At 40.1% G+C, this 14,473-nt stretch carries 16 protein-coding genes and 1 pseudogene; 8 read left to right on the forward strand and 9 right to left on the reverse strand.

Going from position 1 to position 14,473, the window contains the following annotated elements:
* Positions 1-125 precede the first annotated feature (125 nt).
* Positions 126-236, reverse strand: a pseudogene (locus tag D5018_RS18145) (twitching motility protein PilT); the annotation flags it as partial.
* Positions 237-275: 39 nt separating this feature from the next.
* Between D5018_RS18145 and D5018_RS18150 the strand changes: the two are divergent.
* Positions 276-974: a YggS family pyridoxal phosphate-dependent enzyme gene (locus D5018_RS18150; protein ID WP_121840408.1), complete on the forward strand. Its 699-nt coding sequence runs from the start codon at positions 276-278 to the stop codon at positions 972-974.
* 37 nt (positions 975-1,011) lie between these two features.
* On the opposite strand, the gene D5018_RS18155 is transcribed toward D5018_RS18150, so the two are convergent.
* The gene (locus D5018_RS18155) at positions 1,012-1,710 is read right to left on the reverse strand and encodes a hypothetical protein (RefSeq protein ID WP_121840409.1); all 699 of its coding nucleotides are present in this window, start codon (positions 1,708-1,710) and stop codon (positions 1,012-1,014) included.
* A 228-nt stretch (positions 1,711-1,938) separates the two neighbouring features.
* On the opposite strand from D5018_RS18155, the gene proC reads away from it, so the two are divergent.
* The 6 genes from proC to D5018_RS18185 all read left to right on the forward strand — a co-directional run bounded on the left by proC (position 1,939) and on the right by D5018_RS18185 (position 6,128).
* Positions 1,939-2,757: a pyrroline-5-carboxylate reductase gene (gene proC / locus D5018_RS18160; RefSeq protein ID WP_121840410.1), complete on the forward strand. Its 819-nt coding sequence runs from the start codon at positions 1,939-1,941 to the stop codon at positions 2,755-2,757.
* 34 nt (positions 2,758-2,791) lie between these two features.
* On the forward strand, positions 2,792-3,340 hold the full coding sequence (locus tag D5018_RS18165; protein ID WP_121840411.1) for a YggT family protein: 549 nt from the start codon (positions 2,792-2,794) through the stop codon (positions 3,338-3,340).
* Between the two features lie 99 nt (positions 3,341-3,439).
* Positions 3,440-3,874, forward strand: coding sequence for a DUF4426 domain-containing protein (locus tag D5018_RS18170; RefSeq protein ID WP_121840412.1), 435 nt, complete (start codon positions 3,440-3,442; stop codon positions 3,872-3,874).
* 129 nt (positions 3,875-4,003) lie between these two features.
* The gene (rdgB, locus tag D5018_RS18175; protein WP_121840413.1) at positions 4,004-4,603 is read left to right on the forward strand and encodes an RdgB/HAM1 family non-canonical purine NTP pyrophosphatase; all 600 of its coding nucleotides are present in this window, start codon (positions 4,004-4,006) and stop codon (positions 4,601-4,603) included.
* Positions 4,604-4,606: 3 nt separating this feature from the next.
* Entirely contained in the window at positions 4,607-5,746 is a 1,140-nt protein-coding gene (gene hemW, locus D5018_RS18180; RefSeq protein WP_121840414.1) for a radical SAM family heme chaperone HemW, read from the forward strand.
* Between the two features lie 61 nt (positions 5,747-5,807).
* The gene (locus D5018_RS18185) at positions 5,808-6,128 is read left to right on the forward strand and encodes a hypothetical protein (protein WP_121840415.1); all 321 of its coding nucleotides are present in this window, start codon (positions 5,808-5,810) and stop codon (positions 6,126-6,128) included.
* On the opposite strand, the gene acpS is transcribed toward D5018_RS18185, so the two are convergent.
* Complete coding sequence (gene acpS, locus D5018_RS18190) at positions 6,125-6,505, reverse strand: holo-ACP synthase (protein WP_121840416.1); 381 nt, start codon at positions 6,503-6,505, stop codon at positions 6,125-6,127. The two genes, D5018_RS18185 and acpS, sit on opposite strands and share 4 nt — an antisense overlap.
* Positions 6,505-7,242 carry a pyridoxine 5'-phosphate synthase gene (pdxJ, locus tag D5018_RS18195; RefSeq protein ID WP_121840417.1) on the reverse strand — a complete coding sequence of 246 codons (738 nt, stop codon included), beginning with the start codon at positions 7,240-7,242 and terminating at the stop codon, positions 6,505-6,507. The genes acpS and pdxJ overlap by 1 nt, the downstream gene beginning before the upstream one ends.
* Before the next feature lie 838 nt (positions 7,243-8,080).
* On the opposite strand from pdxJ, the gene D5018_RS18200 reads away from it, so the two are divergent.
* The gene (locus D5018_RS18200) at positions 8,081-8,677 is read left to right on the forward strand and encodes a hypothetical protein (RefSeq protein WP_121840418.1); all 597 of its coding nucleotides are present in this window, start codon (positions 8,081-8,083) and stop codon (positions 8,675-8,677) included.
* Between the two features lie 11 nt (positions 8,678-8,688).
* Here the strand turns inward: D5018_RS18200 and recO are convergent, their stop codons facing one another.
* From recO to lepA, 5 genes are all read right to left on the reverse strand, one after another.
* Entirely contained in the window at positions 8,689-9,372 is a 684-nt protein-coding gene (recO, locus tag D5018_RS18205; RefSeq protein ID WP_121840419.1) for a DNA repair protein RecO, read from the reverse strand.
* A gap of 206 nt (positions 9,373-9,578) precedes the next feature.
* Complete coding sequence (gene era / locus D5018_RS18210; RefSeq protein WP_121840420.1) at positions 9,579-10,586, reverse strand: GTPase Era; 1,008 nt, start codon at positions 10,584-10,586, stop codon at positions 9,579-9,581.
* Complete coding sequence (rnc, locus tag D5018_RS18215; RefSeq protein WP_121840421.1) at positions 10,583-11,263, reverse strand: ribonuclease III; 681 nt, start codon at positions 11,261-11,263, stop codon at positions 10,583-10,585. The genes era and rnc overlap by 4 nt, the downstream gene beginning before the upstream one ends.
* Before the next feature lies 1 nt (position 11,264).
* Positions 11,265-12,179, reverse strand: a complete 915-nt coding sequence (gene lepB / locus D5018_RS18220) for a signal peptidase I (protein WP_121840422.1) — start codon at positions 12,177-12,179, stop codon at positions 11,265-11,267.
* A 214-nt stretch (positions 12,180-12,393) separates the two neighbouring features.
* Positions 12,394-14,184, reverse strand: coding sequence for a translation elongation factor 4 (lepA, locus tag D5018_RS18225; RefSeq protein ID WP_121840423.1), 1,791 nt, complete (start codon positions 14,182-14,184; stop codon positions 12,394-12,396).
* Between the last annotated feature and the right edge of the window lie 289 nt (positions 14,185-14,473).

A 14,473-nucleotide genomic window follows, 5' to 3' on the forward strand; every position in this document is an offset into this window, starting at 1 on the left:
CTTCTGTGCCATACGCAGTTACGTTTCGAGTTGCAGAAAGCAAAATATAACAGCTTCAACAGCGCTGAACTTGTTGTTCAGTGGGCATTTGCCAGATATTTTTGTTCAGTAGGCTGAATAGTTACAATTTTTCTAACTTCACCATCAACGCGGATCATAGGGGAAACACCCGCTGATAAGTGAAGATCGGAGGCTTTATGCTTGACACTAAAAGCCAATAATTCTGTAATTTCCATAATTAACGATACCTAAAACACTTAGTGAAAAATCACATTATGATAACAATAACTCAGAGATTGGCACAGACCCTAGACAGGATCAAACTTGCGGCTCAAAAATACCAGCGAGATCCAGCAACAGTCCAACTCTTAGCCGTGAGTAAAACCAAACCTATTTCAGATATTATTCTAGCGTATAAAGCTGGACAAAAGACATTTGGTGAGAATTATGTGCAAGAGGGCGTTGAGAAAGTCCAAGCGCTTTCTTCGCAATACCCTGATATTGAATGGCATTTTATTGGGTCGTTACAATCCAACAAAACCAAAGAGGTGGCGCAGCACTTTGACTGGATGCATACCTTAAGCCGAGAAAAAATCGCTAACAGATTGAATGAACAACGTCCGGAGGATAAAACGCCTTTGAATGTTTGTATTCAAGTAAATACAAGTGGTGAGGAAACCAAGTCAGGACTATTACTTGAACAAGTCGATGCTCTTGCTGATTTCATTCAACAGTGTAGTAACCTGAAACTTCGTGGACTGATGGCCATACCTAGCCGCAAAGATAACACTGAAAAACTAAATAAAGAGCTAATACTGCTCAGTGAAAAATTTAAACAATTGCAGCATAAATATCAAAATATAGACACATTATCTGTAGGGATGAGCCAAGATCTTGAACTAGCAGTTGAAAATGGCAGCACCATGGTACGTATTGGTAGCGCTATTTTTGGTGAGAGAGTTCAAACTAACTGACCAGAAGCCTGTATAAAATCGCTTTAACAAGTATAGGTTAGTTTTGTTGCTTCGAAGTAGGCTGCTTAGCTTTGAAAGCTGAATAGCTCTGCTCGAATCGATGAAACGTTCCGCTATGATTGAGATGCTTCTCTAACCCAAGCATAATTTCATTTTTTCCCTGTTCAAAATGTGTATGAAAATGTTTTTCAGAGGATAACTGTGGAATATAAACGAAAGAAAACTTAAAACCCTCATTCAATTTTTCACGTTTTATTCCCATCTTGATAGACTCTTTAGGCATACCATCAAATTCGATATAACCAGGGAAATTACAAACTCTTGTTTTACCAAGTTTACCTGCCATCAAAAATTCATAAAACTTCACGTGCACTTGGACTTCAACAAAAGAAGTGTGAAAAAAAGTCCTAGCCATTTTCAACAGCCCAGACATATCCCTTACTACAGAAAAATAGAAAAACTCTGTCATTGCTGGATCGGCAGTGACTTGTTCGACGACCAGCGGTTCAAAATCAGAATAATCATGACTATTACATTTTTGAAATCGACCTATGGCTTTATTGGCTAACTCGTTAGTATGATCTGGTACTTGTTTAACAGCCAAAACACAGTCTTTGGGGATCGGAAAATCTTGGTTGTCAGTCCGAACCAACCTTTCTTGTTCAGAAGTTGCCATTGATACAATACATTCTAAGGAAGTTGAAACTAATGACTCTAACCCACTACAAATAGACATTATATTTTCCCTTTACTACTTACAAAACCTGACAGGAATTGTACGGCTACCTTCTTAACATTGACTGAACGATTTAAATTCATAGAAACTAAGTGTTAACAAGTCATAATGTTTTTCACTGCCTAGTCTTATCAAGTAAGTAAAAATCAATCACTTTCGTCTATAAGAAACGCCAATTCTGAGGTAATATCAAGCCATAAAATTAAACTGAATTTTCTAGGTTTTTAAATGACAACAGCAAAGATTTGCTTTATTGGTTCAGGCAACATGACTCGCAGTATCGTGAGCGGCTTAGTTTCAAGTGGCTACTCCACTGAGCTTATCGAAACCACTAACCCAAGTTTGCCAAAACTTGAAGCTATGAAAGCAGATTTTGGCGTAAAAGTTTCTCAAGATAATGAACAAGCGGTAAAAAATTCCGATGTTGTTGTACTTGGTGTAAAACCACAATTAATGCAAAGTGTTTGTGAAGCCTTAAGCCATCTTGATTTAAGCAAAAAACTCATTATCACTATTGCAGCTGGTATTCCATGCCAGCGTTATCATGATTATTTTAAACAACAAATCAATCTCATTCGAACCATGCCTAACACACCCACTCAAATTGGTGTTGGAGTCACAGGTATTTATGCGCCTGCAGAAATTACTGACACACAAAAGCAATGTTGTGAATCTATTATGAAAACCGGTGGCGAAGTGGTTTGGGTTGATGAAGAGTCAGAACTGAACCAAGTGATTGCGCTTGCGGGAAGCTCCCCAGCTTACTTCTTCTTATTTATGGAAGCCATGATCGAAGCAGGCGAAAAAATGAGCTTACCTAAAGAGCAAGTCGGACTTATGGTGCAACAAGCTGCTTTAGGCGCTGCTGAAATGGTAAAACAAAATCCAAATCTTTCCGCCGCACAATTGAGACAAAATGTAACTTCAAAAGGTGGAACGACAGCAAAAGCGATTGAAACCTTCGAACAAGGTGGAATTAGAAGTTTAGTTGACAATGCAATGACTAATTGCATCAATCGTGCTGAAGAAATGGAAAAACTTTTCTAGAATATAGTTAGAAAAAATAAGGTAAGAACAAACTATGAATGCAATGGTATTTTTAATAACAACGGTTTTTCAACTCTATCTCAGCATAGTGATTTTACGGTTATGGCTACAATTTGTACGAGCTGATTTTTATAATCCGTTTTCTCAATTTATTGTAAAAGCGACCCACCCTATTGTGGCTCCAATCCGCAGGGTGATCCCTTCAATCGGAAGTTTTGATACAGCAACTTTTATCTTGGCGTTGATTGTCGTTACAGTAAAGATGACTTTATTGTCATTAATCGCTAATACACCTATTGATTTTTTAGCGATTTCGCTCTTTTCCCTAGTTTCAGTAATCAAGCATGCAGGCTTTTTACTGTTTTGGATGCTATTAATTCGTGCAATTTTAAGCTGGTTTAATCAAGGATATAACCCATTCGTAATGGTATTGGATCAATTAACAGAACCACTGTTAGCACCAATCCGCCGCATCATTCCACCAATGGGAGGCCTAGATTTTTCAGTACTGCTCGTCATCATTGCTTTACAATTCTTAAATATGCTTTTCTCTCAATACGTACCCTACTGGGCGTTCATCTAGCTTTTTTCATTATTGATTTTCCGGGAGCCATTGGCTCCCTTTTTTCTAATTGCATCAAAGGGTATACTCTCAATACTTAGTCTAATTGAGGTAGGCATTATGCTACGCAAACTTTGTGCTGTACTGTTATTTGCTGTCAGTTTTGTTGGAGTCGCTCATGCCGAGCAAAAAACGCGGGTTGGGAATTTTGATATTCACTACATTGCTTTCGGGAGCACTTTTTTAACGCCTTCCATTGCAAAAAGTTACGGGCTTAAGCGCAGTAACTACAACGGTATTGTAAATATCTCTGTACTAGATACTCGAAAAACGGGAAATCCCGCTGTTCCTGTTAAAATTTCAGGTATCGCTTCTAACCTTATGAGTTCACAAGTTAATTTAGACTTCAAAGAAATCAAAGATGGTAAAGCCATTTATTACATTGCCGAAATACCTTATCAAGATGACGGCACTATCAATTTCGATATTGATATCAGTAAAGGCAAAGAACTCAATACCAGCTTGAAATTCTCACAAAAATTTTATGTAAAATAAATCACTTGGGCTCTTTGACGCCATAGAGCCCAAAATCCCTCTGATATTTGATTTTTCTCAACGCTTCTTTTCTTTACTTATCTCACTTCATCAGTATGATCAGCTCACATTTTCTAAAGAGCACTCATTATGAAGACCATTGTTTTGGCTAGCGGTAACAAAGGCAAATTGGCTGAATTTGACCAATTATTTAATCAACATGGTGTTTCTATTATTCCTCAGAGCGACTTTGATGTACCCGAAGTAGCAGAAACAGGAACCACCTTTGTCGAGAACGCAATTATTAAAGCTCGACATGCGGCCAAGTATGCGAAAGGCGCGGTGATTGCGGATGATTCAGGAATTGAAGTCGATCGTCTTCAAGGTCAACCAGGAATATACTCCGCCCGTTACAGTGGAGAAGGCGCTTCTGCTGCAAGTAATAATGAAAAGCTACTTTCCGAAATGAACAGCGTTAGTCACCGCACAGCCAGATTCCAATGTGTACTTGTGTATATGCGTCATGAGTTAGACCCAACGCCAATCATCGCTCAAGCAAGCTGGGAAGGTGAGATTGCTCAATCCCTAAGTGGTGACGGCGGTCATGGTTACGACCCTTTGTTTATTCCTGAAGGATACAGTGAATCGGCCGCAAGCATGAGCGCTGATGCTAAAAATGCGGTTAGTCATAGAGGTAAAGCGTTACAACAATTGGTTGCTCTTCTTAAACAACATGGTGTGATTAACTAAGCTATGCTCACTTTACCTCCGCTTAGTTTATATGTGCATATACCATGGTGTGTTCAAAAGTGCCCATACTGCGATTTTAACTCTCATGGTCAAAAAGGTGAGTTACCCGAAGCTGAATATATTGATGCGCTTCTTGAGGACTTGTCTCAGGACTTAAAATACGTTCAAGATAGAAAGCTATACAGCATCTTTATCGGTGGTGGCACACCTTCGCTATTTTCAGCGGATGCCATAAAACGATTACTCGATGGTATTCAAGCTCAAATACCATTTGTAGATGATATTGAAATCACAATGGAAGCGAATCCTGGCACCTTAGAACACGATAGCTTTAAAGCTTATCGTCAGGCTGGCGTTACTCGTGTTTCCATCGGTATTCAAAGCTTTGCTAAGGATAAGCTTAATCTTTTAGGTCGAATCCATAATGACTGTGAAGCTGAGGTAGCGGCAAAATCGGCTCACGAGGCTAACTTCAATAGTTTCAATTTAGATTTAATGCATGGTCTGCCAAATCAAAGCTTCGATGAAGCCATGTTTGATATTGAGAAAGCCGCTAGCTTAAATCCTCCACATTTATCTTGGTATCAACTGACAATTGAACCTAATACTTTGTTCCATTCAAAGCCACCACAATTGCCGGAAGATGAAGCTCTCTGGCACATCTATGAACAAGGACAAAAAAAACTCGCCGAGCTTGGTTATCAGCAGTATGAGATTTCCGCTTATGCAAAAGAAGGCTATCAGTGCCGCCATAACCTCAATTACTGGCAGTTCGGTGATTATTTGGGGATTGGATGCGGTGCTCATGGTAAGGTAACTCTACCAAAAGAAGATAGCATTTTAAGAACAGTAAAGATTAAGCACCCTAAAGGTTACTTAGCAGCAGAAAACTACACGTCTGAAACAACCGCAGTAGAAAAAGATGACCGAGCATTAGAATATTTAATGAACCGATTTAGGCTGATATCTCCTATCCCTAAAACAGAATTTGAAGCCCGCACAGGTTTGCCTCATTCTGCCTTACAATCAGGTATGAATAAAGCTAAACAGCGGCAGTTAATTTCAGAAACGAATGAATATTGGCAATTAACCGCCAAAGGTCAGATGTTCGTAAATGATTTATTGTCTCAATTTTTAGATTGAGCTCATTTAAAAATCAAAAGCGACTTAATTAACGCTATACTAAATGTTCATAAATGGATTTATGGATATTCGCGCTATGGCTATCACTCAAGTTGATGCATTGGTACACGGAAGTCAGCAATTAGCTGAACATGTATCGCAACTCCTACAAGCTTCAAATCAAGCGATTAGCATCGCCGTAATTAATGAGGAAAAACTGGACTATCGAGTATGGGAGCAAGCATTAACAAATGCTCGTTCAGGCTCTATGGTTATCCAAATTCAAGGGTTAGTGACTAATGTTAAAGATGAACAAAATTACTTTAGAGCATCATTGGAGCTAAAGGACACCGAAGAGTATATCGATGCCATTCTCGCTAAAAAGGTATATGTGGTTACTTAGCTTTCTAAAATCACCGTAGCCACTGCATATCGTTTTTCATCAGCTATTGATAAATGAAGCGAGCAACCTGACATAGATTTAAACTCTTCTAACGCACCGTCACTAAATGTTAATTGTGGGGCACCATCTTCATTATTGCTCACATGAATGTGCTGAAAAGAAACACCACGACCAATACCTGTGCCTAACGCTTTTGCGGCAGCTTCTTTCGCTGCAAATCGTTTAGCAAGATAGCGTTGAGGTTGACTACTACTCTTATAAATATCCAGTTCTGTGGGCGTCAACACTCTTTGTGCTAGACGCTCACCTGCTTTGGTGTCATGTGACGGAATGCGGTCTATTTCAACGATATCCGTCCCGAGTCCGATAATGGGCATTATTCGCCTCTACGCCCTTCAACCATCAGCTGCTTCATATCTCGAACTGCTTTTTCAAGGCCATCAATAGCAGCACGAGCGATAATCGCATGACCGATATTCAGTTCGTACAATTCAGGGATTGCCGCTATTGGCTTCACATTGTGATAGTTCAATCCATGGCCAGCATTAACGATTAAGCCTTTTGAATGGGCATAAGTCGCCATTGTCTGGATACGCTGTAACTCTGCTTTTTCTTCGGTATCTGATTCAGCGTCAGCGTAGCAACCAGTATGCAACTCAATGTAAGGTGCGCCAGAAGCAACCGCAGCATCAATTTGAACCTCATCAGCATCTATAAACAAAGATACTTTAATGTCAGCCTCTGTTAGGCGTTTTACCGCATCGGTGATTTTATCAAGTTGACCCGCAACATCTAAACCACCTTCGGTAGTCAACTCTTCTCGCTTTTCAGGAACCAAGCAAACATAAGTCGGCTTAACTTCACAAGCGATTTTGATCATTTCTTCGGTAACCGCACACTCAAAGTTCATTCGAGTTTGCAATGTCTTAGCTAATAGATATATATCTCTATCTACAATATGACGACGATCTTCTCGTAGGTGAACTGTAATGCCTTCGGCTCCCGCATGCTCAGCTACAGCTGCTGCATGAACCGGATCAGGGAAATCCGTCCCTCTTGCATTTCGAATAGTGGCAATGTGATCGATGTTTACGCCTAATAAAATTCTGCTCATGGTTTCCTTTCTATGTTCAAACAACTTTATTAAGTATTTTATCGTTAAATGGCAATGAGATCAGTAGATGAGCAGCTTTCTCTTTAATAAATTAATGAGATTCATTTTTAGGGCGTGTTGATCTTTCGTGATTGTTTTTGCAGCGATAAATTGGTTATCTTATGCAAGGCGGAAATTGTGAGATGTGGTTCTTTCACATAAACAAACGATAACGCAGCAGCTTTCTGTTTCAAAAGAAGTACCAATTTACGCTGTCTTTGATGCTTTTGAGCACTTCCTGTTCGGTGTTGTGACCAGCTTACTTAGATTACTAAGCTTCACTGCTCACGCCTTGAAAAGAAATGTGCTCAAATAGCACAAAATTCAATCCTGAAAGTTCAACACGCCCTAGAGGCCGTTCCCAATTAAAGACTTTTTGATTTATTACTGCCTACAATTTGCAAAATCAAGGCACGAAGTTTGAAGTTTAGTGAACTAAACGCAGTAACGACAGCAGTGTATGTCGGTCAACGAAAGCTGAGTAACGCAGAGTTAGCAAATTTTAGGCGTAACCCGAAGGGCTGCGTTTCTTTTTTGTTTAAACTGCGTTGTCAAATGTTCGTGTGGAAACGAAGTAACGACAGTTGTGAATGTCGGTAATAACTACACTTCACATTTTCCGCCTTGTTTAACCTAAAAAATTAACAGCAGCCAATGCAATAACGACTGCTTTGTATGTCGGTCAATCAAAAATCTAATTGGGAACGGCCTCTAAACTATGGATTTATTTTGATTAATAAACCTTCTAATTTGGGGATGGACTGTTACTCTAAGTCAATTAACCCTACTTTATGTCGATATGAGCACCGAACTTAATAATTCAGCAATCCACCTCCCTCCAGTCACGACATTTTTTACTGATGAAAGTAATGAGGACTTGGAACAAAATTCGGATTTTTTTCAACCTGTTAAAATCCCCCAAGAAAACTCACAAAGTCTCTCTGCTTTTCTTGTATATCCGAACACCTTACCTAATGAGAACAATTCACTGAGACTATTTCACCAAAACTCAAGCCACGGTGCGCCGAACAGCGAGAATGCTCAATATTCATTTCAACATATTAATAAGTGGGCAAGTGAAGCTATTCAGATAGGGAGACTAACAGGTAGGTTTACAGAGCAAGCAAAGCCCCCCCCTGCTAATCATCAGAACAACAATGGCGTAAACAATTTTGAAATCTCAGATGATATGGATCTTTCAGGTAGTGAAGAACTAAATGCAGAAGAAGTGTTGGCACTGTATCAATTGTGCGGTGCGATGCAAGAGTGTCAGCAGCAAATAGATAGCATGGAGGATGATAGTTCCACTTTAATACAGCAGGTATTAGGCAGATTTCATTCTTCAGGTGATGAAACTGAACATGAAGAAACTCATGGCGAACAGCATCCTGGCTAGAGGCCTTTAGTTCATTTCGAAAACTTCTGCGCAAATAGTTTGCGGCTTACTAGAGGTTTATTACCCAAAAGAGGCTGCAAAATTTGCCGCATTAAATATTTTAAGTCTTTGTAATGTTGTTCTGTAATCGCATCATCTCTTAAAGCCATTAGAGATGCTCCAGAATAACTGTTGTTCATTCTAGTATTTAAGTAAGGACGAAAGCCTTCTTCTTCAAAAAACCGATAGAATATTTCTGCTTCCAACGGCTCACCAGTGCAGTCATACATCAAACTCGGCATAATGCCTAGCTCTTGTAATAGCTGGTGCTCAAACAGCCTTAAATGGATTTGGTCGAACTTTCTAGCTAACTCAATTAAGGTGTTGTGATAAATCTGAAACAGAGTATGCACGTCGTGATGCACGGAAAGCACTCTAACTAACAGCTCGTTTAGATACATTCCTGAATATAGCGATTCAGCTTGAAGTGGAATCGCGGGAGCAGCAGCTTCAACCTGAGTGAGATTCTTTAATGCGTTTTTACCTGAAAGGTTAAAAATAAGCGGTTGAAACGGTTGAATAATGGCTTTGTTGGAACGTTTACCACTGCCTACTCTGGCAACGGCATCTACTCTACCATGTCCATCTACCAGTAAGTTAACCAAAGCCTGAGCTTCTTTATAAGGTCGATGATGTAAGATATAGCCGCGTTCCATTTAGCTCCTTTATACGCCTCTGGTTAAACCAAATATGCTCTATATTTGAATTACAAAAAACTTAAATAAATACAGCGAGGAACAATAGCGTGATAAGGCAACCGTCCGTGACAGAATGTCACTGTCGTCAGCTCATAGACGTGCGGATCAGTTGGCATTCCACTATTGCTCCTTTCTTCAGACAAACTAATCCACTCTAAAGTAAATTACTCTTCACCATAACCAAGGCTACGAAGAGCCCGTTCATCATCTGCCCAACCTGATTTAACTTTAACCCACGTTTCTAAGAAGACTTTATTATCAAACAACTTTTCCATGTCTTTACGAGCTTCGGTAGAAATGGTGCGAATACGCTCACCTTTGTTGCCGATTACCATACGCTTTTGACCTTTACGCTCCACTAAGATCAAAGCGTTGATGTGATACACCCCGTTTTCCATCAAAGCAAATTGTTCGATTTCTACGGTAACATCGTAAGGAAGCTCATCACCCAAGAAGCGCATCAGCTTTTCACGAACGATTTCTGAAGCCATAAAGCGCTGGCTACGATCAGTGACATAGTCTTCAGGGAAGTAGAAAGGGCACTCTGGTAACTCTTCACTCGCCATGTCGATGATACGGTCAATATTAGTTCCATGCTTAGCGGAAATCGGTAGGATTTCATCAAAGTCTGCTTTAGAGGCTAATTGCTCAAGGCATGGGAACAAATCATACTTTTCTTTGATTTGATCAACCTTGTTAACAGCAAGCACTAATTTACGTTCAGGATCTTTGCCACCACGAGTCAGCTTTTGTAGCACCATATCATCGTCGGCAGTCCAATTCATACCATCAACAAGGAACACCACCATACAAACATCGGCTAATGAACTTGATGCTGCGCGGTTCATTAGACGGTTGATAGCACGCTTTTCTTCTATATGTAAGCCCGGAGTATCAACAAACACAATTTGTTTATTTTCTTCGGTATGAATTCCCATAATGCGATGACGAGTCGTCTGTGGCTTACGAGAAGTAATACTCACTTTTTGGCCAAGCAAACGATTCAATAATGTGGACTTACCCACGTTAGGGCGACCAACAATCGCAACCATTCCACAGTAGGTAACTTCGTATTCTTGCTCTGCAGAAGAAGGCTTACTAATTTGTGCCAGTAATTCATCTAAACTCGGTTCAGCTGATACGACATCTGGCTTATCTTGGTTTTGGCTCATTTCTTTATTATTTCCAACATTTGAGCTGCGGCTTGCTGTTCCGCCTTTCTTCGAGAGCCACCAACCCCAACAACAGGATTAACAACACCTTCAATTCGACACTCTACGGTAAAGGTTTGATCGTGCGCCTCACCTTTAATATCAACCACCTGATAATCGGGCAATGGTTTCTTATGCCCTTGCAAATACTCTTGCAATAGAGTTTTAGGGTCTTTTTGATTGATACCAGGCTTTATTTCTTGCAAGCGCTTTTCATACCAGCTCAGTAATAATTTACGGCAAGTTTCAAGATCCGAATCAAGATAAATCGCACCGATAATGGCTTCTACAGCATCAGCAAGTATCGATTCTCGGCGGAAACCTCCGCTTTTTAACTCACCTGGACCAAGTTTTAAGTAATCACCCAAATTAAATTCTTGAGCAATTACCGCCAACGTATCACCCCTTACCAAAGAAGCACGCATACGGCTTAAATCGCCTTCCGTTGCTTTTGGAAATTGATGATACAAGGCATCAGAAATAACGATAGATAAAATAGAGTCCCCTAAGAACTCTAATCTTTCATTATGCTTATGGGCGGCACTGCGATGTGTCAGTGCCTGAGAAAGTAAATCAGACTGTTCAAATTCATACCCTAAAGTACGAAGCAAACGCTCTCGATTATGCGAAGATCTCATACTACTTTAATCCGCCGACGCGATTGAAACGGACACCTGTTGGCACCCATTTTGGTAAAAAGTCTGCATCCGTGCGATCAAATTCGAAACTAATCCAAATAGCTACGGCTTTACCCACTAAATTAGCTTCTGGTACAAAGCCCCAAAAACGACTATCAAGGCTGTTGTCACGATTATCACCCATCATGAAATAATGCCCTTTAGGTACAATAAATTCATAAGGCTGAGTGTTTGGTTGTCTAAAATATGCTTGCAGCATTTCACCACGAGCAGGGTTAATCAAAATATCATGATCAACTTTGCCAAGGTGTTCGGTATATCTCAACATTGGGAAACCATCTTGGCTAAACTCACCACGATTAACTTCTGTGCGATCAACAATTTCTAAACCCGGACATTTGTTTTCACCGTCTTTACAAGCCGGTTGAATATAGAGATGCTTGTTACGGTAAACCACCCTATCTCCGGGAAGGCCGATAACTCGTTTGATATAGTCTATTTTGGGATTTTCCGGGTATTTAAATACCGCTATATCTCCTCGTTTCGGCTCACCAGTTTCAACAAGCTTAGAACGCCATACAGGGTCTTTAATACCATAAGAAAACTTTTCAACCAGAATAAAGTCACCAACCAATAAAGTTGGCATCATAGAGCCTGATGGAATTTGAAACGGTTCATATAAAAACGAACGCAACACAAGCACAAAAGCGATAACAGGAAAAATAGAATGAGCTGTTTCAACTACCACAGGCTCTTGAAGAATTTTTTCTTTCGCTTCATCAGTTAACGCTTTTTCTTGTTCAGCAATTGCTAATGCTTGCTTTCTTTTTGGGGCAAACATAAATGCATCTATTGCCCAAATTAATCCTGAGACTAAGGTAACGATAACAAGAATGATTGAAAAATAAGCTGCCATGTGGATTATTACTCCGGCTGTTAATTAATTCCGATGATTTAATGGATTGTTTTTATTAATAAAGGTTCAAGGTTAAGTGTAAGCGAATGCAACAAGAAACTAAACTAAACATGAAAGATAATCTGCTTGTTCAATTTCAAAGGTTGCCAAAACCTTAACTATCAACAAACCATCTAAGTATCAAAGCGCCCTAAGGGCGCTTCTATCATGTAGATTAATCGTTAAGCTTTAACACGGCTAAGAAAGCTTCTTGTGGAACTTCAACGTTACCCACTTGTTTCATTCGCTTCTTACCTTCTTTTTGCTTCTGCAGCAGTTTCTTCTTACGCGATACGTCACCACCATAACATTTTGCGGTAACGTCTTTACGCATCGCTTTAACGTTTGAACGAGCCACGATTTGGCTGCCAACCGCTGCTTGAATTGCAATATCAAACATCTGTCTTGGGATCAATTCTTTCATCTTTTCAACAAGGGCAATACCTTTGTGACGGATCAATGAACGGTGGATAATCAATGCTAATGCATCGACTCTATCGCCATTAATTAGTACGTCTAAGCGCACCATATCGGCAGGCTCAAAACGAACAAAGTTATATTCAAGAGATGCGTAACCACGACTGGTTGACTTCAAACGGTCAAAGAAGTCCATTACTACTTCCGCCATTGGAATGTCATAGGTAATCGCTACTTGATTACCGTGATAAACCATATTCTTCTGAACGCCACGTTTTTCGACACAAAGGGTGATAACGTTACCCAAATAATCTTTTGGTACCAGAATATTGGCTTCAACAATCGGCTCACGCATTTCTGCGATAGTGTTGATTGCAGGTAAGTCAGACGGGTTGTCTACATAAACCACATCGCCATTATTCTTTTCAACTTCATACACTACCGTTGGAGCCGTGGTGATCAAATCAAGATTATATTCACGCTCTAAACGTTCTTGAATGATCTCCATGTGAAGTAGGCCAAGGTAACCAATACGGAAACCAAAACCTAACGCTGATGAGTTTTCAGGTTCAAACTCCAAAGAAGCATCATTCAGACTTAGCTTATTCAATGCATCACGGAAATTTTCATACTCATCTGTAGAGATTGGGAACACACCCGCATAAACCTGAGGTGTTACCTTTTTAAAACCTGGTAGTGGCTCTTCTGCACCATGTTTTGCATGAGTTAGCGTATCACCTACTGGCGCACCGTGAATGTCTTTAAGACCCGCGATTACAAAGCCTACTTCGCCGGTTTTAAGCTCTGGCATATCGGTTTGTTTTGGCGTGAAGATACCAACGCGATCAGCTGTATGAGTCTGTCCTGTTGACATAACCTTGAACTTATCACCTTTCTTAAGCACACCATTTTTGATACGAACCAAAGACACTACGCCTAAGTAACTATCAAACCAAGAATCAATGATAAGCGCTTGTAATGGACCTTCTGGGTCACCTTCTGGCGCTGGGATTTCAGAGACGATTTCTTCTAAAACATCCTCAATACCGATACCCGTTTTCGCTGAACAACGAACCGCTTCCATCGCTTCAATACCAACGATGTCTTCAATTTCTTCAGCTACACGCTCTGGGTCGGCTTGTGGCAAGTCAATTTTATTAAGGATTGGAACAACATCCAAATCCATTTCTAACGCTGTATAACAGTTCGCAAGCGTCTGCGCTTCAACACCCTGACCCGCATCAACAACCAATAACGCACCTTCACACGCCGCAAGAGAACGAGAAACTTCGTATGAGAAATCCACGTGTCCAGGAGTATCAATAAAGTTAAGTTGGTAAGTTTCACCATCTTTAGCTTTGTAATTTAGGGTAACACTTTGCGCTTTAATCGTAATACCACGCTCACGCTCAATATCCATTGAGTCCAGAACCTGAGCGGCCATTTCGCGATCCGTTAAACCATCACAGTACTGGATAAGACGATCTGATAATGTAGATTTTCCGTGGTCGATATGGGCAATAATCGAAAAGTTTCTAATATTCTTCATTCTAATGCTGTATTTAATGCTAAGAAAATAATCGGTGTTACTTCAGGATGCTCGCCTAGGCTTTGAGACAAGGCGCATAATAAGCTGCATTTTGAAGTAACACTACAAAAGGCTGAATTGTACCTGATTGCGGCAAATATACCAATTAGGAGTTTGTCATAGGTAGGGCAAACGGGTCTAAATTAGACACTCAGTTTGCCCACGGTTAAAACCTTCATCAAATAATCTTCATCCCAGCCAGCTTTTAACCGTTTGCTTTTTATTCCAACTTTTGCTGTTTTCTCATTTT

Source organism: Parashewanella curva (assembly GCF_003675895.1).
In the GTDB taxonomy this organism is placed as follows: Bacteria; Pseudomonadota; Gammaproteobacteria; order Enterobacterales; family Shewanellaceae; genus Parashewanella; species Parashewanella curva.